22 protein-coding genes are annotated in these 21,315 nt (G+C 44.0%); 16 read left to right on the top strand and 6 right to left on the bottom strand.

The window, feature by feature from the left end:
- Window positions 1-481: 481 nt before the first annotated feature.
- Entirely contained in the window at window positions 482-1,297 is an 816-nt protein-coding gene (gene larE / locus METLIM_RS07235; protein ID WP_048146265.1) for an ATP-dependent sacrificial sulfur transferase LarE, read from the bottom strand.
- A gap of 205 nt (window positions 1,298-1,502) precedes the next feature.
- Between larE and METLIM_RS07230 the strand changes: the two genes are divergently transcribed.
- From METLIM_RS07230 to METLIM_RS07210, 5 genes are all read left to right on the top strand, one after another.
- Entirely contained in the window at window positions 1,503-2,240 is a 738-nt protein-coding gene (locus METLIM_RS07230) for a HesA/MoeB/ThiF family protein (protein ID WP_004077300.1), read from the top strand.
- 87 nt (window positions 2,241-2,327) lie between these two features.
- Window positions 2,328-2,600: a MoaD/ThiS family protein gene (locus tag METLIM_RS07225; RefSeq protein ID WP_004077299.1), complete on the top strand. Its 273-nt coding sequence runs from the start codon at window positions 2,328-2,330 to the stop codon at window positions 2,598-2,600.
- Window positions 2,601-2,603: 3 nt separating this feature from the next.
- A complete protein-coding gene (locus METLIM_RS07220; protein ID WP_004077298.1) occupies window positions 2,604-3,002 on the top strand; it encodes a molybdenum cofactor biosynthesis protein MoaE in 399 nt (132 codons plus the stop codon).
- The gene (locus METLIM_RS07215) at window positions 2,990-4,216 is read left to right on the top strand and encodes a YcaO-related McrA-glycine thioamidation protein (protein ID WP_004077297.1); all 1,227 of its coding nucleotides are present in this window, start codon (window positions 2,990-2,992) and stop codon (window positions 4,214-4,216) included. Before METLIM_RS07220 ends, METLIM_RS07215 begins: the two co-directional genes overlap by 13 nt.
- Window positions 4,167-4,826: a TfuA-related McrA-glycine thioamidation protein gene (locus tag METLIM_RS07210; RefSeq protein WP_004077296.1), complete on the top strand. Its 660-nt coding sequence runs from the start codon at window positions 4,167-4,169 to the stop codon at window positions 4,824-4,826. Before METLIM_RS07215 ends, METLIM_RS07210 begins: the two co-directional genes overlap by 50 nt.
- A 45-nt stretch (window positions 4,827-4,871) precedes the next feature.
- Here the strand turns inward: METLIM_RS07210 and METLIM_RS07205 are convergent, their stop codons facing one another.
- Window positions 4,872-5,480: a type 1 glutamine amidotransferase family protein gene (locus METLIM_RS07205; RefSeq protein WP_004077295.1), complete on the bottom strand. Its 609-nt coding sequence runs from the start codon at window positions 5,478-5,480 to the stop codon at window positions 4,872-4,874.
- Window positions 5,481-5,847: 367 nt separating this feature from the next.
- Between METLIM_RS07205 and METLIM_RS07200 the strand changes: the two genes are divergently transcribed.
- Complete coding sequence (locus tag METLIM_RS07200; protein WP_004077294.1) at window positions 5,848-6,501, top strand: RNA polymerase sigma factor sigma-70 region 4 domain-containing protein; 654 nt, start codon at window positions 5,848-5,850, stop codon at window positions 6,499-6,501.
- Window positions 6,498-6,743: a DUF3307 domain-containing protein gene (locus tag METLIM_RS07195; RefSeq protein ID WP_004077293.1), complete on the top strand. Its 246-nt coding sequence runs from the start codon at window positions 6,498-6,500 to the stop codon at window positions 6,741-6,743. Before METLIM_RS07200 ends, METLIM_RS07195 begins: the two co-directional genes overlap by 4 nt.
- 80 nt (window positions 6,744-6,823) lie before the next feature.
- Here METLIM_RS07195 and METLIM_RS07190 read toward each other — a convergent pair whose 3' ends face one another.
- Window positions 6,824-7,405 (bottom strand): nitroreductase family protein, encoded by a 582-nt coding sequence (locus tag METLIM_RS07190; RefSeq protein WP_004077292.1) that lies wholly within the window; start codon window positions 7,403-7,405, stop codon window positions 6,824-6,826.
- 72 nt (window positions 7,406-7,477) lie between these two features.
- Here METLIM_RS07190 and METLIM_RS07185 point away from each other — a divergent pair, with 72 nt between their 5' ends.
- Window positions 7,478-8,119 carry a 3'-5' exonuclease gene (locus METLIM_RS07185; protein WP_004077291.1) on the top strand — a complete coding sequence of 214 codons (642 nt, stop codon included), beginning with the start codon at window positions 7,478-7,480 and terminating at the stop codon, window positions 8,117-8,119.
- Between the two features lie 115 nt (window positions 8,120-8,234).
- Here METLIM_RS07185 and METLIM_RS07180 read toward each other — a convergent pair whose 3' ends face one another.
- Window positions 8,235-9,800 carry a sodium-dependent transporter gene (locus tag METLIM_RS07180; RefSeq protein ID WP_083824942.1) on the bottom strand — a complete coding sequence of 522 codons (1,566 nt, stop codon included), beginning with the start codon at window positions 9,798-9,800 and terminating at the stop codon, window positions 8,235-8,237.
- Between the two features lie 41 nt (window positions 9,801-9,841).
- Here METLIM_RS07180 and METLIM_RS07175 point away from each other — a divergent pair, with 41 nt between their 5' ends.
- Together METLIM_RS07175 and METLIM_RS07170 are read left to right on the top strand one after the other, a co-directional pair.
- Window positions 9,842-10,189: an STAS domain-containing protein gene (locus METLIM_RS07175; protein WP_004077289.1), complete on the top strand. Its 348-nt coding sequence runs from the start codon at window positions 9,842-9,844 to the stop codon at window positions 10,187-10,189.
- 182 nt (window positions 10,190-10,371) lie between these two features.
- Window positions 10,372-12,282, top strand: coding sequence for an ATP-grasp domain-containing protein (locus METLIM_RS07170; RefSeq protein WP_004077288.1), 1,911 nt, complete (start codon window positions 10,372-10,374; stop codon window positions 12,280-12,282).
- A gap of 39 nt (window positions 12,283-12,321) precedes the next feature.
- On the opposite strand, the gene METLIM_RS07165 is transcribed toward METLIM_RS07170, so the two are convergent.
- Complete coding sequence (locus METLIM_RS07165; RefSeq protein WP_217178006.1) at window positions 12,322-13,734, bottom strand: MFS transporter; 1,413 nt, start codon at window positions 13,732-13,734, stop codon at window positions 12,322-12,324.
- A 295-nt stretch (window positions 13,735-14,029) separates the two neighbouring features.
- On the opposite strand from METLIM_RS07165, the gene METLIM_RS16910 reads away from it, so the two are divergent.
- From METLIM_RS16910 to METLIM_RS07150, 4 genes are all read left to right on the top strand, one after another.
- The gene (locus tag METLIM_RS16910) at window positions 14,030-14,188 is read left to right on the top strand and encodes a hypothetical protein (RefSeq protein ID WP_004077286.1); all 159 of its coding nucleotides are present in this window, start codon (window positions 14,030-14,032) and stop codon (window positions 14,186-14,188) included.
- The gene (locus METLIM_RS07160) at window positions 14,185-14,736 is read left to right on the top strand and encodes a GNAT family N-acetyltransferase (protein ID WP_004077285.1); all 552 of its coding nucleotides are present in this window, start codon (window positions 14,185-14,187) and stop codon (window positions 14,734-14,736) included. Before METLIM_RS16910 ends, METLIM_RS07160 begins: the two co-directional genes overlap by 4 nt.
- Window positions 14,737-15,199: 463 nt before the next feature.
- Entirely contained in the window at window positions 15,200-16,999 is a 1,800-nt protein-coding gene (locus tag METLIM_RS07155) for a cation:proton antiporter (RefSeq protein ID WP_004077283.1), read from the top strand.
- Between the two features lie 238 nt (window positions 17,000-17,237).
- Window positions 17,238-18,944, top strand: coding sequence for a cache domain-containing protein (locus METLIM_RS07150; RefSeq protein ID WP_004077282.1), 1,707 nt, complete (start codon window positions 17,238-17,240; stop codon window positions 18,942-18,944).
- A gap of 176 nt (window positions 18,945-19,120) precedes the next feature.
- Here the strand turns inward: METLIM_RS07150 and METLIM_RS07145 are convergent, their stop codons facing one another.
- A complete protein-coding gene (locus METLIM_RS07145) occupies window positions 19,121-19,312 on the bottom strand; it encodes an acetate uptake transporter (RefSeq protein ID WP_048145738.1) in 192 nt (63 codons plus the stop codon).
- 286 nt (window positions 19,313-19,598) lie between these two features.
- Here METLIM_RS07145 and METLIM_RS07140 point away from each other — a divergent pair, with 286 nt between their 5' ends.
- Together METLIM_RS07140 and METLIM_RS07135 are read left to right on the top strand one after the other, a co-directional pair.
- On the top strand, window positions 19,599-20,072 hold the full coding sequence (locus METLIM_RS07140) for a flavodoxin family protein (RefSeq protein WP_004077281.1): 474 nt from the start codon (window positions 19,599-19,601) through the stop codon (window positions 20,070-20,072).
- A 112-nt stretch (window positions 20,073-20,184) separates the two neighbouring features.
- The gene (locus METLIM_RS07135; RefSeq protein WP_004077279.1) at window positions 20,185-21,216 is read left to right on the top strand and encodes a mechanosensitive ion channel family protein; all 1,032 of its coding nucleotides are present in this window, start codon (window positions 20,185-20,187) and stop codon (window positions 21,214-21,216) included.
- Window positions 21,217-21,315 lie beyond the last annotated feature (99 nt).

The following is a 21,315-nucleotide window of genomic DNA, read 5'->3' as shown; positions in this document are numbered from 1 at the left end:
GGCCCAGTTATGCTTCGTAATTACTACCTAACGAGCGAAACAACATCCATCAATAAAATACGCACTATTTCTAATTTAAAATGTGATACGGCCATTTTAAAAATGGCTCGTTAGGAATTTTCGGGAATCCAGGTTAAAAAGCATTCATGGGCAAAGTGTCAAACTTGGGCTTCAAATCAGAATAAATTATAAAAATAAGCCTTATTTGTTGTCTTATGCAGTTTCATTTACTGCCAGTGTTACTGGGGGTGGATCAATTACGATGATTTTTTACAGTTGTCAATCATCTATAAATTTATGTGGGAAAAACTACTATATAGAGAATATTTTTATCGGCTTCATAAGCTGTTCAATGTCACAGGAAAGGGAGTCTAGTTTTGCCGGACTTAATGTTCAGTCCTGACGGAACGAGTGTCCAGTATTAGACAGAACAGGTGTTCAACTCAAGCGGAATATACAACAACACAATATTTATTTTAATTCATATACGCCGCAAATATTTCCGGTCAAAGTTCCCGCCGGAGAAATCCTCAAGGTCAAGTGTGGTGTAGAGATAACCGGCTTTCTGGAATTCTTCGGTTATTTCGTCCCGGAATTCCAGTATATTTTTCATTTCACCGCCGGAAACTTCAATCCTTGCAATATCGCCGTGATCCCTCACCCTGAAATATTCAAAACCAAGCCTTCTCAGGCAGTCCTCGGTTTTTTCAATCCTTCCAATCTTATCTTCCGTAATTTCAGTGCCGTATGGTATTCTTGTCGCAAGGCAGGGAGAGGGCGGTTTTTTGGCATTCGGAAGGCCGAATCTTTCAGACATTCTTACAATGTCCTGCTTTGTAATCCCGCATTCTACAAAGGGGTGCAGGATGCCTGCCTCACATCCTGCGGTGTAACCGGGGCGGTAGCCTTCGATCTCACTTGCATTTGTGCCGTCTGCAACATGATTAAAGCCTAAACTGCGTGCATGGTTCAGAAGAACTTCAGATAATGCCTTCTTGCAGAAGTAGCACCGTTCTCTGCTGTTTTTGCAGACATCCGGAATATTCAGGAGGTCAATGCTGACTGTTTCCAGTGGAAGTCTCAGCTCTTCCGCTATATTTATGGCAGAAAGATATTCACTTTCCGGCATAAAAGAAGTCTTCACAAGGCAGCATGACATTTTATCTCCTAAAACTTCCCTTGCAATTACTGCCAGAAGAGTGCTGTCAATCCCGCCTGAGTATGAGACCAGAAGGCTTCCGGCTTTACCTATTATTTTCTCAAGGCATTCGTCTATGCCGCTTTTTCCCAAATCCATACAATATACCCCGAATGTGAAACGAAAATCCCGGCCGCAGCCATATTCTGAAATGCCCGGAACTTTCGATAATCTAAATACCCCTTTGAGCAGATTCAATATATAGTTGTGTACCGGAAATATGCAGCAGTTGCCGGGTTCATCTTTAATAACCACAACAGCTGTTAAATTACATATATTTCCGGGATTGCGACACTTAAAGGTGATGAAGATAAATTCCGAGAGGTATAAGAGACAGATCCTCCTCTTCGGGGAGGAGGGGCAGGAGAGGCTCTCCGGTTCAAAGGCATTTATTGCAGGTGCAGGCGGGCTTGGAAGTCCGGTTGCGACATATCTCACAATTGCAGGGGTAGGTGAGATTACAATATCCGACTGTGATTCGGTTGATCTCTCAAACCTTAACAGGCAGTTTCTTCATCATGATAAGGACATAGGCAGGAGAAAGACTGAATCTGCGGCAGATAAGCTCTCCTCAATGAATCCGGATGTTGTCATCCGCGGCATTGATATGAGAATAAGTGAGGATAATGTCTCCGGGCTTGTGAAAGGCTGTGATATTATAATAGACTGTCTTGACAACTTTGAAACAAGGCAGGTCCTGAACAGGGCAGCGGTAAACCTGAATATTCCGCTGGTCCACGGAGGAATTTCGGGATGGTCCGGCCAGGCAACAACCGTTATCCCGCATAAGACAGCATGCCTCTCCTGCCTCTACCCGGCATCAGGTAAAACAGAGATATTCCCGGTTATCGGCCCGACCGCCGGTGTTATAGGGGCCATTCAGGCAGGTGAGGCGGTAAGAGTCCTTACGGGAGATAAAGGCGGACTTGAGGATGTTCTTATGCTCTGGGACGGAAGATACTGCACTGCCGAGAGGATTGAGATCAGCCGTGCTCCAAACTGTCCTGTATGCGGCAATAAGGAATTCGTTCCGGATATATAGATAAAATGGCAGTAAAATGATTCCGGCAGTAAAATCATAAAATATTCAGGGATGAGGTAAAATAATAGATAAAGGAGATTTTTGAGGATGAAAGTGGAATTTCAGGCATTTGCAAGATATAAGGATGTTTTCGGCCCGGGAGGGGAGGTAAGCCTTCCGGACGGGACCACAATAAAAGGGGCTTTACTCATTTTTGCGGAAGAGAAGAAGAGCAGGGAGACGCTCTTTGACGGCGATGAAATCCGTGATGATGTATTAATAATGCTGAACCGTCAGAGGGTGGACGCTGAATCTGCGGATGGGATAATTCCGGAAGACGGGGATAAGATAATTATCTATCCGCCGGTTTCAGGAGGATGAGATATGGGCAGAATTGAGATAACAAAGGAGGATATTGACATTGCAGCACTCTTTAAGGAGGCTGCAAACCCTCTTGCAGGCGGATTTGTAATCTTTGTCGGGACTGTCAGGGATGACGGCATTGAAGCGATAGACTTTGAGTCCTTTGATGAGGTGGCAGTTTCGGATATGAATAAAATTGCCGCTGAGGCAGAGGAGAAGTATTCTCTACTATCAATTGATATCATCCACAGAAACGGACTGTTAGCTGTCGGAGAGACGATACTCGTAATTCAGGTCTCGGCATCACACAGGCATGAGGCATTTGAAGGGTGCAGTTTCATTCTTGAGGAAATAAAGAGATTTGTGCCGATATGGAAGAAGGACATCAAAGCAGGAGGAGAAGAGGAGTGGCATCACTGAAGCTCAGACCATGCAAAAAGAAATACTGCGGCGGCACACACAGGACAAAATCCCCTGAAGAGACGCTCGATATTGTTGAACCTCTGGCACGATCCTGCGGCATTACAAGGGTTGCTGACATCACAAAACTTGACAGGCTTGGAATTCCGGTATACTCCTGTATGAGACCCGGTGCAGCCGAGGGTGCAATTTCGGTGTACAACGGAAAAGGGGCAACCCATACAGCCGCAAAGGTCTCTGCCATTATGGAGGGCATTGAGAGATATTCAGCTGAGGTGAACGGCCGTGAGCTGATTACTGAGAAGTTCTCAGCACTGGGCGAAGATTCGGCTGTGAACCCGGCAGATCTTATCCTTCCCCGTGGAATTGACCCGGATTCACCAATCCCGTGGACAACCGGATATGACATAATAAGTAATGAGGAGATTTTAGTCCCGGCACATGCGGTATTTCATCCTGTGCCTCACGGAAGTGTGAGGTTTTTCCGGACAGGAACCAATGGTATCGCATCCGGAAATGCGACTGAAGAGGCGGTTTTTCATGCCCTCTGCGAGATTGTTGAGAGGGATGCCTGGTCGGTTGTTGAGGCATCAGGAAATGCAGGGCCGGTCATTGAGAATTTCAGACATGAGATTCTTGACGGTATGATCTCGGCATTTGCAGAGAACGATGTTGATGTAATATTAAGGGACATCACAAGTGACCTGGGAATTCCGACCGTTGCTGCGGTTGCGGATGATGTTAAGCTTAAAGACCCGGCACTTCTCTGCATAGGCATGGGAACGCACCTCTCACCTGCGGTCGCTGCAATGAGGGCGGTCACCGAGGTTGCACAGAGCCGTGCAACCCAGATTCACGGTGCAAGGGAGAATGCAACCGAAGCTTCATTCAGGGTAAATCTTGGGTATGAGAGGACAAAGAGGCTTAATAAGAAGTGGTTTGATCTCTCAGAGTTCTCTGATTTTTCGTCCGCACACACCTTTGAGTCTGATGACTTCCTGACAGACATAAACTATCTCTCTGAAAAGCTGCATAGTGCCGGGTTTGAGAGGATAATTGTCTCAGATCTCACAATGGATGAGATCGGAGTTTGTGTTGTGAGAGTTGTAGTGCCCGGACTTGAGGTATTTGCGATGGACAATGAGAGGTATGGAAAGAGGTGCAATGAAGCCAGACGCAGTCGTGTTTCTCGGGCCAAGTCTGCCGGAAACTGAGGCAGAAAAGATTCTGCCCACCCCTCCTGCGGAGTACCGCCCTCCTGTTAAACGCGGTGATCTTGAAGCAGTAATGGCAGAAAAGCCAAAGATAGTCTGCATAATAGACGGCCTCTTCTTTCAGGACTGTTCGGTAGGCCATCGTGAGGTTTTAAAGCTGTTAAATTCCGGAATTAAAGTTTACGGTGCGTCCTCGATGGGTGCCCTTCGTGCGTGTGAACTTGAGGATTTCGGGATGACAGGCATCGGCAGGGTATTTGAGATGTACAGGGATGGTGTTGTTGAGTCTGATGATGAGGTTGCACTTGCCTGTGATCCGTTTACCGGGGAAGCAGTCTCCGATGCTCTGATTGATATAAGAATAAACCTTGAGAGGGCTGTTTACGAAGGAATCATAACTCCGGATGAGAGCGATATAATCCTGAAAACTGCCTCTGAGATCTATTATCCGGAAAGAACATACAAAAAAATAATTAAGGCTGCATCGGAAAGCATCGGAGAAGCATCAGCCGGAAAATTCCTTGAGTTCATCGGGAAAGTTCCCTATTCACAGAAGAAGGAGGATGCAAAGGCACTGCTCTCTCTTGTTGCCGGAAAGATGCAGGAATAAAAAAAAGATATTCACCGGAAGTATCAGGCCGGTCGCTTTTTTGTCCTAAAACTGATCCACATCCAGATATCCGGATTTAACCGCACCATGCCAGATTTCCAGAAATTCCGGCGTGAAAACTTCCAGTTCTTTTATGATATTGCAGGCAAAACCGACAAAACCCAAGGGATTTGCCGTGATGATGCCTCCGTCGCTTACACTCGGCACGGCCTCGTACAGGTGCTCTCCACGGTAATCCGGGGCATGCTCTTTCAGCCACTCCTGCCCGCAGCTTGTGTGCCTGACAGTATCGAGAAATCCATGTTTTGCAAGAAACAGTGTTCCGCCGCATATCCCCGCCACCGGGATATTATTATTGATACAGTTCCGGATGAGCGGGACCAGCTGAGCAGGGTCGTCACGTTCGTACTGCGATGAACCGGGAAGAATGACCATCGCCGCTTCGGTGAGATCTACGGTATCCACATCACAATCGGGAAGGATGGTAACTCCGCCGGAAGTTTTAACCGGATCTCCGGTAAGCCCGAATGTAATGATATTATAACTTCTTATCTTTGGGAGGTCAGTATTGAGGCTGGAGATCATTGCTATAGCAAGTGAAGGTTCCCAGTCAGCGAGGCCCGGGCATACATAGAGATATACATTTCTGTCCATTTCATCACCAATTTTCTGAGAATAATATGTGACTGTTCTCTTTAAAAATGAATGGAGACGGGCGGAACCAACACAGGGACAGTTCAGAACATAATGACTGAAATCATGCCGGATAAATTCTGCTTCACGACTGGCTATACTGTTATTTCACTGAATTCAGCAATTCACATCATCCGGAATTTCACTTTAACCAGGTAGGTAATCTCCGGTGGGTTCTTAACAGGAGTATCAGGTTCTTCTACTTTCACAGATTTCCAATTAGAACATGATAAATCATAAATATCATGCCACAGCACAATATTACAATAAAACACTATAATGCAATATTATCATATTATCAGTTGATATTTGGAGAGAGAGACAAAAGATGAGTAAAAGATTATTTGCAGCTCTAACCGGAGATTTAACTGACTATTCAAAACTGGAAGAAGAAGACAGAATCAACTATGTGAATTGCCTGCGGGAAATACTAAGCATTTTGAAAGAGAGAGGGCTTATTTATCAAATCTTCCGGGGAGATAGTTTTCAGGCGGTTCTGCCTTCACCAGGAGATGCCCTTAGTACTGCATTGATCATCAGAGCCTATATCATTTCCCGCAAATTTGATTCCAAAAGTAAGATCAGACCTGATGTAAGAATCGCCATTGGTGTAGGGGGCATAGATCACTATAATGAAGAAAATATTAGCAGTTCCGATGGCGAAGCATTCAGAAATTCCGGGCCGGAACTTGACAGGATGGATAAAAAAAGACAAAAAACGGTTATCAAAACGAATTTTCCGGAAGTAAACAGAGAACTAAAGACTGAATGTGCCCTTTTGGACGCAGTAATCTCAAAATGGACATCAAATCAGGCTGAGGTTGTTTATTATACACTCTCCGGAAAAAACCAGACTGAAACAGCTAAAATCCTCAATATCAGCCAGAGCAATGTATCATCAAAATTAAATTCAGCAAATTTTGATTCATTTAAAGTGATGATTGAAAGGTATAGAGAATTAATTGACGGAGCTGAACAATGATCATTGCAGTTCAGGCAGTGTTTCTCAGAATGTTTATAGCACACCTGCTTGGTGACTTTTACCTTCAGAAAGATGAATGGGTCGAAGATAAAAGAGAGAATATCTGGAGATCAAAAAAGTTATACATTCACTCATTTCTTGTTGCGGCACTAACATATCCATTTTCATTGGCAGTGTTATCTCCGGGATCATTGAGCGGGCTGATGAATATTTTAAGCCCTGCACCCGGAATATTACCTTAATCTGAAGACGCTGACAGATAAACTATCTAAACAGAACCTGCATCGGAAGTATAACCAAACCTTCAATATGGCCTGTGTTTTCACTTCAGCCAGGTAATTTCCGGCGGGTTTTTCACAGGGGTTTCAGGCTCTTCTGCCCTGTAGCCGAATATTATCGGGGCGACTATGTGGCAGCCGTCCGGAATTTTAAGTTCTGCCATCAGTTCCGGACTGTTCTCTGCGGTTTTTGCAGAACCGATCCAGCATGTCCCTATCCCAAGCGATGCTCCGGCAAGCATGATATTCTCAGCACATAAGGAACAGTCGATATCAGAATATAATAGATCATTCCGGCCGAGAATAAGTAGAAGATGCGGTGCATTGTAAAATATAGAAAATCCCTCCTCCCCGACCATCTCAAGGTACTTTTTCGTCATCCCGCCTGTCTTTGCCTTTTTCAGGCTTTCGATGACAATCGGCTTTGCATAGTCCGAAACTTTGTTCATAAGTGTCCTGTCCTTAATTACAACAAAACTCCACGGCTGAAGTGCAAGGGCAGACGGTGCATGTATGCCGGCATTGATAATCGTTTCAATAACTTCGTCAGGAACCTCCCTGTCCTGATAATTCCTGATGCTTCTCCGGTTCATTATTGCTTTGATTACTTCGTTTTCCCCAGACATAGTAAACTCATATACTACGCCTCTGTTATTTGATAATTTCCTCAGATCTCTCACAGATCCCAAACTCTGGTTATGCCGTTTAAATTTTCCGAATCAAATACCTACAAATACAATGCTCTCCGAAAATTGTGCATAATGTATCTCTTCTTCGATGTCGAAACCAACGGATTTCCAAGACGCAGCCATGATCCGTCAAACAATGAAATAATCCAGCCGAGGGTTGTTCAGATTGCCTTTGCCAGATATTCAGAAGAAGGGGAAGAGATGAGTTCATATGATGCAATTGTGCACCCGCTGACCTTTAGTATACCCATGCAGACCGTAAAAGTTCATGGGATTACAAGACAAAAAGCACTAAAAGTTGGAATTCCGGGAAAAGAGGTATTTAGTGTATTCAGTGCCGAAGCCCAAAAATCAAGATGTCTGGTTGCCCATAACATTAGTTTTGATTATCCGGTTGTATGTGCAGAATTAGCCAGATATGGCATCGAAAACGGGATAGAGGATAAAGAGTCAGTATGCACAATGAGACCAAAACCGGTTAAGGATTATTGTGCACTGCCAAGAAAGAACGGCGGATATAAAACACCGAAACTTAGTGAACTGCATGAAATATTATTCGGAGAATCGTTTGTTGGCGCACATGACGCAGCTGCCGATGTCAGGGCATGTGCACGCTGCTTCTTTGAGTTAAAAAACAGAGGCGTTTTGTAAAGAAGTCAATCCATCTGTTTTGATTTATTCATTCGTCAAAAACAGGAGGATAGTAATTTTCTTTAGCAATTGCTTATGATCTCCGGCATTTTGTCTCCCATGAGAAAACCATCCCTCAATGCTCTGAATCCATATCTCCCGGCACTTCGGAGTCCACATCATCATCACTATTACGGATAAGCCGGGACATGAATATTGCAAGAATAAAAATCACGCCGATAAGCAGGTATACGATTATATTGTCAAGCATCTCATAACCTCCATACGGCTGGAATATACCTTCATAAACGTTGAGACAAAGAGCGAAGATCAAAAAAACGGGCACGACAAAACAAATGCAGTAATCCCACCACCTGCCCAGATGAAGATCTGAGTACCTGTTGATAAAGGTCCTCATTTTTGGGGCACCATAAAGATATCCTATGAATACCACCTCTAAAAGCCCGATAAACGGCAGGATGTAAGCCATCAGATAGTGGTCTACAAGGTCAATCATATACAGACCCCCATTCGTCATATAAATGATGCCTACTATAAACGCGGCTATACAGATCACACCTGTTACCACCCATTCCGGCTTTTTTACGTAATCCAGAATTCCGGCATTCAGACTCTCAACTATGGAAAAAGACGAGCTTATACCAAGATTTACAAGCATCAGGAAGAAAAGAACGCCAAATAGTTCAGGCATTATAGGAAGGGCATTTATAACGGACGGGTAAGTGATGAAGGCCAGTTCAATTCCTCCTTTCACGACCTCAGTTACCTCAACACCACTGGTATGTGCAAGATATCCAAGAGTTGAAAATACCGCAAGCCCGGCAAAGATCGAGGTGAAACTATTAGCCAGGGCGATGATGATCCCGTTCTTGACGAGATCCTGCTTTTCACCGATAAGACGTGAATATGCGATGATTACCCCAGTTGCAAGTGAGAGTGAATAAAAGATCTGCCCGTATGCCGCAACCCAGACATCCGGATTCAGAAGTGCCCGGAAATCGGGTGTAAGGTAAAAAGCAAGCCCGTCCATCGCTCCCGGAAGCGTGATGCCGCGGACCACGAAAACAATGATAAGAATCCAGGGCAGAACCACAGTGATCCAGAGCATCTTCTCTAACGATATGACACCCTTGAATACAGATGCGTAAATCCAGAGCCATGCAACGATCGCTCCACCTATAACAACAATGTCGATACTGCCGATTCCATCAAAAGCATCCGAAATGTTTAGAAACGAATCATAAAAGAAAGCCGGTGGATCGGAGCCCCATGAAAGATTGATAGAGAAAACAGTATAATCAACGCACCAGGCGACGATCACTCCGTAATATGTAACAATTAAAAATGCGACCAGAACCATCATCCATCCAAACAGGTTATACTTCCTCCCAAGTAGCCTGCTGAAGGCACGTGGAGCACCGGATCGAGTCCTGTAGCCGATTCCCATCTCAAGAATAAGAAGAGGAATTCCTATGGTAAGAAGTGCAATCAGGTACGGAATGAGAAAAGCCCCTCCACCATTCGTGTAAACGACATAAGGAAATCTCCACAGATTTCCCAATCCGATGGCACTGCCTACCACCGCCAGGATAAATGTCGTTCGTGAACTCCAGATTTGCCGTTCTGCCATTATTATTACAATTGTATAAACATGATAAATAGATGATGATTCCTTTCGCATAACTGAAAAAACAGGAAGATATTATCTGTTCCGATTAGAAAATGAATATCATGGAAATTAACCGGAAAAAATCGGAACCAGCTGAAATTATTATGGTCAAAGGCAGGATAGATGCACAAAACTCAAGTATTCTCGATGAATATCTGAAAGAGGCTATAGAATCAGGTTCTGAGAAGATTATAATCAATATGAATGAAGTGGATTATATCAGCAGCTCGGGGCTTAGAGTAATGCTTTTGGCATCGAAAAAAGTAAAGCTATCAGGAGGAGACATAAAATTATCCGGATTAAAACCTTTTGTCATGGATGTATTCGTTGTATCCGGATTTAACAATATTTTTGATTTTTACGACTCGGATAATGAAGCACTTTCAGATTTTATAAAATAAATTTTTTTACCATCTGAGCGTGGAACCGGACTTTTTCATAGACCTTTTTTAACTGACAGGCGACAGATCTCTTCAATCTGACTAAATCCGGTTATCTCTGTAATTTCAAATTGAAAATCCGTTTTTAATCGCCGGACCACAATATTATAATTAAAAATAGCACAAACTAAAAATTAGATAATATGACCATGACAGAGAAACAAAAACCTGCAGTCGTAATCATTGATGCTTTTTCCACGGGAAAATTCTTTCCGGTGAAACTTTTCAATCGCGGTTACGACATCATCCATGTGGTAAGCACCCCTGATATGTCACCTGTATTCCGCTCGGAGATGGAAGAGACAAAGAACAAACTGGGAGATGTCTTTTCAGAGTGGCTGGTCAGCGATAACAACCCGGAAGAGATTGCAGAGAAGCTGAAAGGCTGTAATATTATTGCAGTTATCCCCGCAGCGGATTCCGGAGTAGAATTTGCCGAAGCACTTGCCGAATTGCTGAATCTGCCCGGAAACGGCAAGAATAAACGTGCTGCAAGAAAGGATAAATTTCTGATGCAAAAGGCCCTGACCGAGGCAGGTGTGCCCACTATGGCATATCATGAAGCCGAATCTGAAGACGACCTCCTGAAATGGGCAGAAAAACTTGGCAAATGGCCTATCGTCATAAAACCGAACAAAGGTGCAGCAACAGTAGGGGTTCATATATGCAGGAATGAAGAGGAATTGAAAACGGCATGGAAGGATCTGGCAGGAACCAGCGATCTGTTTGGGAACAAAAACAACACTGTACTTGCGGAGGAGTATCTTAAAGGCACGGAATATATCGTCAATACCGTAAGCTACAACGGAAGACATCTCCTGACCGATTTCTGGGTATATAAAAAGATCTACCTCCCCGGAATCTCGCAGATATATGACTATGCAAGGCTCCTGCCGTACCCTGAACCCGGAGATCCCCTTTATGAGATAATATCATATACTCTCAGCACTCTCGAAGCCCTTGAAATAACACGCGGACCCGCACACACGGAGATAATGATGACCGAATCAGGCCCCAGACTGATAGAAACAAATTTAAGGGTAATGGGAGGTTCACTGCCGCCCGATTTGATGGATGAGTGCATCGGACAGAACCAGGTGGACCTTGCAATTGATTCTTACGTGAATCCTGAAAAATTCATGGAGGAGATTGAAAATAAATATACAATTAAAAATCACCTGATGATGAAAGTCTTAAGATCAGGCAGGAGCGGGCAGCTTAAGGAGATACCGCTTCTTGATCTGCTGTGCGAACTTCCCAGTATGCACAGCGGAAATCTGGTCCATCTGATAGAGTCGGGGAATCTTGAAGATACCATTGATCTTCAGACGGCTCCGGGGCTTATATTCCTCAGGCACCCGGTAGAAGATGTTCTGCTTGCGGATTACAGGACAATATCTGATCTTGAAGATCTTGCACAGGACCGGCTTTATGAACTCGATGAAAAGGCGGATGAAAATTCCGGCATAGACAGTGTATTCAGAGAGAGCCTTAAATCCGGCATCGTGAGAGAGCAGGGAGAGTGCATATCGGATGCAGAATTGATATTCACTCATTTAAATCTCAAAGACGGCGAGGAAATTCTCTATTGCCCCTGCAATGACTGGGAAATGATCAGGGTTCTCGCGGGAAAGGGGCTGAAGATTACCGGAATAGACAATAATGCGGAAAGCGTCAGAACAGCCAGGGAGAAGTTTAAGGCCGACAATATTCCCGGAGAGTTCCTGAACCTGGACCTGAATGAAATGGCCTTCGAAAGTCGCTTCGACATTATATTGACAGGGCCGGGCCCGTTCAATGAAAAACGCGATCCGCTCACACTTCGCAGGTACATAACCTTCCTGAGACCGGGAGGAAAACTGGTTGTTGAAGCTCCGGTATCTCAGGGAGAGGGCAGCAGTCTTCCCGGTGAGCAGTCCGCCGGTGCCTACTCTTCAGTGTACAGGATTATGATGATTGCAGGCGGACTTGGGGACATATCTATAATCGATGAAAAAGGTGGGGATATTTCTGAAGACTCTGAGAGAATGTTCATATCAGGCATTAAACCGTAACGGCCAGAAAAGGATTTATTATAATGAGATCTCCAGAATTCAGGTATTGATCTCTTCTTTCACAAATTCATTTTTACCTTCATTTTTATCTTTTTTCTCTCCTGCCAGAATGTAGTTTGCTATTATCAGCAGGATCGAGACAATCATTCCGTATACAAAAAGTACACCGAATCCACCAGGATTAATCTCCTGTGTGAGCTCAGATATTTTTTGTGTATCACCCACAAATATGCTGAACAGAAGGCCGAATACCGCAATCCCCGTGACAGAGCCAAGACCGCTTATCGTCATTATCATACTCCATACAACTCCCTGTGATTCAGGCGGAGTTTTTGCAGTGACGATGTGGTTGTTAGCAGTTGTAAGCAGTCCAATTGCCGAACCACCGAGAAACAGAGCGACTGCAATCATAAAAAGGCCGGGAGAAAACATACTTATCAATGCACCTGCAAATGATAGCAAAAGGATCACAGAGGCTATGATACTGATCTGCTCCGAACTTCTTTTGCTGGAAATTTTCCCGTATAAAAACCCGAATACGCCCATGCCGGCTGCAAAGATCAAAATTAAAAGTCCCGAGGTCCATGCAGAAAGATCCTTTCCTGTTTCAAGGTAAAACGGATAGAGATATACCGAACCTGCATCCATCTGGGCGTTTCCGAGGCACACCAGGATTGCAAGTGCAAACCCGGATGAGCCAAGAAGGTGCAGGGGAAGAAGAGGACAGTTTGATCTTTTCTCCCTCCGGATAAATATTACCCAGCATGCTGCTGCAATGGCAAGTATCAGCACCATGAGGAGCGGATTTCTGATGAGATGATCGGCATATGACAGAAGGACAACCGATAATATCATGCCGGCAAAAAAAAGGGCCGAAGCAGGAAGATCGATTGGCAGTCCTTCTTCTTTTTGTTTTTTTATTTCCGGAATTATGAATGAGGCAATGAGCAGTATAATTACGGCCAAAGGAACGCTGATTAAAAAAACCCAGTTCCATGAGAGAAAACTGCTGATAAATCCCCCCAGTGGCGGACCGACTACATAACCGACAGCTATTGCGCATGTCATCAGTCCAAGATTCTTCCCGGCTGATTCCTGAGGTAAAAATCTGTTGACAATAATTCCGCCGACAGAAACAAGCATTGCTGCACCGATTCCCTGACAGAACCTGACTGCGACTAACAGCTCCAGATTCGGCATAAAAGCGGACATAAATGAAAAGAACCCGAAGATTCCAAGTCCGGTTATAAATATCCGCTTTGGAGAGCTTACATCCGCCAGCCGCCCGAATATGATAAGAGTCCCTGTAAGGCTCAGCAGGTATGCGAGGACCACCCATGAGGCATCGTCTGCAAAAACATGATAAGATTCGGCAATCGTAGGGAGGGCAACGCACACGATTGTGCTGTTAAGCGATATCATAAGCATCGAGAAGCAGACCGTAGCGAGCATTATTTTCTGTCTGAAATCCCCTGAAGGATTCTTATTGTTATTACCAGGCAAAATTCCCATCAATATAAAGAGTAATTTCTATGTAATGTTAAACCTTATGAAATCGTCTGGTATTAATTCTGACAAAACCCCGGCTTGAGCCTTTCGATCGCGGACCTGCGCAATGCCAGGACAGGCTCCTGAAATTTTCCGGGAGAAACAGACATTAATATTAATAATAACAGACAATACAGTTACGTTTTACATCTTCCACATAACAATGTAGAAAGAATAAATATAACAAAGCGAGGGAGAAATGGCAAAAAAAATTGAACTGGGTTTGTCTTTAAAAGGTGCTGATGCCCGAAGATTTCATGAGTATATGGAACATCCGGATGATACCAAAGAAGGCAGAGAACTTCTTAAAGAAGCATTGCGGTTGTCAAAACGTTCACGCACTTCTTCAGAAGTATGAAAATTCCTTTTAATCAGTTCTCTTTTTCAATAATAGATCCAAATACAGATATATCAGGATTTGAATGTGACAACCCGGATCTGAATGACTTTTTGTATACAGATGCAATCCATTATCAGGAAGAAAGACTGGCTGTAACCCGGTTAATCCACTTGCAAAATAATGTTGTCGGATATTTCACTCTTGTAAGTGACAGTATTGAAGTTGCAGCAATTCATTCTGATGATGGAAATTTTGAGTATCCTTATCGCAGATATCCAGCATTAAAAATTGCAAGACTTGCAACTGACAGCCACTATCAAAAGCAGGGCATTGGCCGTGCAATGCTTTTAAAGACTATGCAGATTGCAATTGTATTGTCAGGATATATAGGTGTAAGAATCCTCACTGTAGATTCAAAGCATGATTCCGTTGAATTTTATGAAAAATTTGGTTTTAAAAGAGCAACGAGAAAGAATCATGAAACTATCTCTCTATATAGGGATTTTCACAGGACATTATGTGACATCCAGGATAAAAGGGAAGAAAGTGATATAACGAAATATTAACCACCATGAGAGACTGTTGCACGGTTACTTTTCTGTAGACAATAAGATAATTTCGCACGACAATTGTTTATTGTTTGCCAATACTTTGCCCAAATGTGCTAATCATTTATTCATTTGTCTATTAATTTTTATTCACGCAACAGCCTCATGAGGTCTTAGTTAATTTCCAGATTCCGCATTCTCCACCCATATTCTGAAATCTATTCAGGATGAGGCAGGATTACTTCCTCATCCCATAAAAACTGAATTAATATAGAACAATAATAAATCGGGCCTCAAATGAAAAATATGAATTATTTAAAGGAAACAGGAACCGGAGATGAGACAACATTTGTATCAGAGATGAAAACGGCCAGGTACACAATGGATGGGACTGATTTTAATGCAAAACGGAGTTGAAAGAACTGATAATTCCTGTTTTTCCGGGCTGTTGGTGTGCGAATATCCAACATGGGTGGTTTGAATGAGCAGTGAATTAATTTATATTGGTCTGGGTCTTATCATCGGTCTTGGCATCTCAATGCAGTGGCTGGCAAAGATATTCAGAATTCCGGGAATCCTTCTTCTTCTGCCGGCCGGTATGATTGCCGGCCCGGTACTGGGGCTTGTTAAACCACAGGAAATCTTTGGAGATGCCTTATTTCCACTGGTGACAATTGGTGTTGGAATTTTACTGTTAAAGGGGGGACTGGAACTTCGTCTGAATAACCTGCAGTCCGGTGTGAGCCGTTCTGTCTGGCGGCTGGTAACTTCCGGGGCGGTTTTGACACTGGCCATCGGTACTGCGGCCGCACTCTTACTCCTTAATGTCCCTTTCCCACTGGCATTTCTCCTCTCTGCCCTGCTGGTGGTGTCCGGTCCCACCGTGGTTGGGCCAATCCTCAGCTTTGCCCGCCCAAAGGAGCCGGTAGGCACGGTTCTGCAATGGGAAGGCATTATTATTGACCCGATTGGTGCTGCTCTTGCGGTGGCCGCGATCAGCTTTATTACTGCTGAGAATCCAAACCCGTTCCTGGATATATTTCTGACCATGGCAGTGGGCGTGATTCTTGGTATTGCGGCAGCTCTTTCCTACACGTACGCGGATCGTACACGCAATATACCCAAAGGACTCAGCGGCCTCATTGCTTTGATGCTGGGGATAGTGGTTATCACCGTAGGGGAACTGATATTTTCAGAGGCAGGTCTCTTCGCCGCGTTAACCATGGGTTTTGTCATAGCAAACCAGCGCCTGACACCATTTGGCAGCATACGGGTCCTGACTGAAACACTTGAACCGCTTATCATCGGCATTCTGTTCATCATGCTGGCTGCAATGGTTGATCTCTCTGCCATGGGAGAGTATCTGTTACCCGCCCTGGCTCTGGTGGCGGTATATGTACTCATTGCCCGGCCGCTGGTAGCCTTCCTGGCCACCCATGGTCTGGGTTACAGCCGTGCACAGCGGATATTTATCGGGGCTCTGCACCCGCGTGGTATTGTGGCTGCGGCTACTGCTTCATTATTCGCCCTTAATTTAACCGAAGTCGGGGTTGATTTTCCCGGGATGGTTCCCATTGTTTTCATTGTGATACTGTCCACAGTAGTTATCTACGGACTGGGAACTCCTGTCCTCTCCCGTGTCCTGAATATTTCAGACCCGGAACCCACCGGAATTGCAATCTATGGGGAACAGCGCTGGGCTCTCGATCTGGCATCAGCCCTGCATTCAGCAGGAGCAACGGTTATGCTGCTGGCACCGGGCAGTAAGAGACTTCAGAGTGTTGCGGACTCCGGAAAGATACCGTTTGAATCCTATACCGGTTCTTTGGTTGATCTGGGGGATGAAGAAATTCTGAACGATGCACATTTTTTTAAGATGAAAATTGCGTGGCTCCTGATAGCTTCTTCAAATAAAGACAGCATCGGATCAGCGGAGGATGCGTTTATTGACTCTGTCGGACCGGAAAATATGATCATATTCGGAACGGAACGGGATATGCAGGACAGAAGGGTTTTTGAAGGGAAAATTGACATACTGACGAAAACTCCGTACGGCCTTTTTGGTCGTATGGAGGATGAACTGCTGGAGATGCTTGAGAACGGATATAGTTTCAGGGCCATCGACAGCAGAGAACAGCCAAAAGATGGCGGAACACCTGAAGGGACAAAACCCTTCATGAGAGTGAACAGTGACGGAACCCTTGCCGTACCCGGAAGTGATTCACGTCTTGGAGACGGAGAATTCCTTATTATCATCGCACAAAAAATAGAATCTGCATAAAAGAGAGTTTTTGATTCCAAAAAAATCAATCTGAGCCGGAAACGGGTCTTTGTGTACCGGAGAAACGGGAGATGTACTGTCCCGTCTAACACAAAGATCACCAATGATAATATCCAAAAAAACTCTTCTGATATTCAGCTAACTTCATATCCGTAAAACATACATATTAACAGTAAGACAGGGACGGGAATACCTGTCAGAATATTCTGGTAAAAATATTTACAGGTGAAATGGTTTCATGAAAAAATATTCAATCATCTCAGTTCTTCTGATTCTGGCAATTATAACTGCTTTTGCAGGGTGCACCGGAGAGGAGAGCGATACACAGACAAACGGAATCAACACTGCAAATGACACAAAAACAGAAAACGCTATGGAATCCGTTGCAGAAGAACTCACAAAGTCCATAAATGCAGGACTGGAAGAGATAAACAGCGGCCTTTCCGGAAACAGTGCCGCCCTCTCAGAAGCAGGACTCACAGGAGATTCGGCTGAAAAAATCCTCTCAGAAAACCTTCTCAGTTATCCGTGGGCGGTTTCATCACTGATAATATCAAAAGAGGGTGTAGTCCTGACAGCGATGCCGAAAAACTACGCAGACGTTGCAGGTGAGGATTTAAGCTGGCAGTCGCAGGTTCAGACCGCAAACAGAGAGCAGATACCGATTGTAAGTGATGTATTTACAATGGCAGAAGGGTTCACCGGAATATCACAGAGTTCTCCGGTATTCTCAGAATCAGGCGAATACCTCGGATACACCGATATAACCTACAAACCGGACACATTCCTTGCAAGACAGATAATTCCGGTCATTAAAAATACGCCATATGATATCTGGGTTGCACAGACAGACGGAACCCTGATCTATGATACCAAAGAAGAGGAGATCGGCAACAACCTTATGACCGATACGATGTACAGCAATCCGGATCTCCAGACAGTACTAAAACGGATTCTTAAGGAGCCGTCCGGAACAGCGGAATATACATTCTCGGACAAAAACTGGAACAAAAATGTCACAAAGACAGCCTCCTGGAAGACAGCCGGAATTAACGGTGCTGAATGGAGGGTTGTAGTCACTTATTCAGGAAATGAAAACGAAGGCGAAGCAGCAGCTGAGCCGGTGAATATTCCGGAAACGACTGACTCACGATATGAAAATCTTAAAGCTTTTGTGGATGATGCCGCTGCATACGCAAAGGAACACGGAAAAGAAGCTGCATTAAATGAATTCAATAACGTAAACGGATCTTTCATCAGCAAAGAACTGTACATATTTGCATATGAGACAGACGGAACGGTAATTGCACTCCCTTACCAAAAGGAGCTTTTGGGAACAGACCGTGCCGAAATAACTGATGCAAACGGCGTTGAATTTATCAGAGCAGCAATTGATACAGCAGAAAAAGGCGGCGGTTCACTCTACTACATATACCCCAATCCTGAAGATAACTATAAAGAAGAGTTCAAACTCTCATATGTAATGCCGGTTGATGACGAATGGTTTGTCGGGGCAGGGATTTACCTCCCGGAAATTCCCGCAGTATTCAATGAGAAAGAGATAGACGAACTTGTTAAAAGAGTGAAGAGTGCACGGGATTATGCGCAGGCAAACGATAAAGAAGAGGCAATTGCCGATTTCAATGACCTTAACGGGACCTTCGCAGACGGTGCAAATTACATCTTTGCCTACGAATATGATGGAGCCACGCTGGCACTTCCGTTCCAGCCGGAACTTATCGGCACAAACCGGCTCGAGTTCTCCGACACCTACGGAGTAGAAATTATCAGATGGGAGATATCCGCTGCAAAGCGTGGCGGAGGCTTTGTTTATGCTGAATATTTCAACCCTGAAACAGGAGATTCCGGATTAAAACTCTGCTATGTCACACCGGTTAACGATGAATGGCTTGTCGGTTCAGGCATCTATACCAAAAGCATATAGACGCATAAACAAAACTCAATTTTTTTCTGAGAATCAATTATCTGATCTAATATAATAGCTCATCAGTGCCAGTCAGGAATACAATTGTATTTTCTGCTGTGCCGGTGCAATTTCACGTAGATCTATTAAATCAGGACCACGCTGCATTCGCACAGACATATATCTGAAAATATGGATTAAACCGGAAGAATCCTTCTCCCGAATACCTCATTAATCACAGCACCGATTCCCAGGTAAAATGCAAGAAAACCTGTTATCACTCCAAGAAAGCCTGCAAACAGGTGGAAAAATACATTTCCGGTCAGGTCTGAGAGCACAGGCAGGATAAACACGATCAGAAGAGAGGCAAATGTCAGCCGGAGAATCATGAACACTCAGAAGAATTGTGGTCATAACAAATGCACATAATACCATTACCCTGAAACGCTTCCACAGCCGGTTGACGACCAGAAAGATTACCGGATTACCGGCCTTCACAGTCCAACAGAATTAAAAAACCTATTTTACCCGCAGGTCACCGGAGTATACCGGATCATTCACAGTATATTTTACTGATGCTAATGTTCATAATAATTACTCACACATAGGTATTAATTGCAGAAAGTAAAAAGAACAGATTACTTAAGCAGTATCCAGAGAGGAGGAGAAATAAAAATGAAACCGGCAATTATATTCTATTCATACACCGGAATCACCCGCGGAGTGGCAGAAAAAATTCAGCAGGCATGTGGAGGTGATCTAATTGAAGTTAAGACAAAAAAGCCATATTCAAAGATAACCGCTTACTCACTCGGATGCCTTCGGGCAGCAAAAGGTGAATGTGATGAGATCAAACCGGCATCAATTGATGTCTCCGCATCGGATGTAATTGTGATCGGCACTCCTGTATGGGCATTCAGGGCAGCACCTGCTGTAAATGCAGCAGTACAGGCTCTTTCAGGGTGCGAAGGAAAAAAAGCAGTAATCTTTGCCACCTGCGGAGGAAAGCCCGGAGATACACTGCCAAAACTTGCAGAGGCACTTGAAGAGAAGGGAGTGAAAGTTGCAGGCGGGTTTATATTCGACAGAAAAGACGTGAAGGATGAAAACAAAATCTGTGCACTAAACGATGCTGTGAAATCAGCATAAAACTATTTTTCCCGGAATTATCATAATTCCGGCCGGAAACAACAACCACACAAAGAATATTCATCACAAAATATAGCTTAAAATATTTTATAAAACAAACCTGTAAACCCAAATGGCAGATCTTAACATCGCAGCGGCAATCTTCTTTACAGGCATAATTCTGACATATGCCACGTACAGGATTTTTAAGGTACTTGAAAGGAAAGCCGAAAAAACAGAGTCAAAACTTGACGATATACTGATTCTGTCACTAAAAAAACCGGTGATTATTGGCATATTAGTATCAACAGTCTTTATCACCCTTCAGTATATCCCCTTTCCCGCAGATTATGCATGGATACTGAGCAGCAGATACTTCAATACACTGATCATCATCTTCGCAACTTGGATCGCGGCCACATTTGCTGAGAGTTTTATATGCCTTTACGGAAGATGGGTATCTGATCAGACTGAGAGCGACCTGGATGATAAAATAATTGATGTACTGGAGGTTTCAGCAAGGTACATCATCTGGTTCATAGGATTCCTCCTGATTCTAAGCTATCTTGAGATTAATATAACTCCACTTCTTGCAGCCGGAGGAATATTCGGAATAGCAATAGCACTCGCAGCACAGGACCTAATCTCAAACTTCTTCGGAGGAGCCTTAATAGTGGTTGACAAACCTTTCAAAATAGGCGACAGAATAAAAATCGAGGGCAAACTTGGGGATGTAATTTCTGTAGGCCCGCGTTCAACACGTCTTAAGACACTTGACCATCAGATGCTCACCATACCAAATTCAAAGATCTCCAATACCATCATCACAAATTACGCGATGCCGGATGTGAAGCTTAAAGTCAGGATTCCGGTATCCGTAGCATACGGAAGTAATGTCAGAAGAGTAAAGGAGATACTCTATGAAATTGCCGGTGATGCCATAAAAAACACAGATTATGTCTTAAGCGACCCCGCACCATCCGTTTATTTCCTGGAATTCGGGGCATCAAGTCTTGACTTCATGATGCTCGTCTGGGCGAAGAAGTTCAATATGTCATGGGACATAAAGGATCACGTAAACTTCGAGATAGAAAGCAGATTTGCCGAAGAAGGAATAGAGATCCCGTTCCCACAGATGGATGTTCATTTAAAAGATGGTGAGTAACCACAGCCACAATGCGTATAAAAACTGAAAATATCCCGAAAATTCAGGGAAACAGACAGCAAACAAAGAATTACATTTTTTAAAATCAGAGGAACCGCT

Source organism: Methanoplanus limicola DSM 2279 (assembly GCF_000243255.1).
Classification (GTDB): Archaea; Halobacteriota; Methanomicrobia; order Methanomicrobiales; family Methanomicrobiaceae; genus Methanoplanus; species Methanoplanus limicola.
Note: the sequence above shows the minus strand (reverse complement) of the source record. Positions and strands in the feature narration are given on the sequence as shown.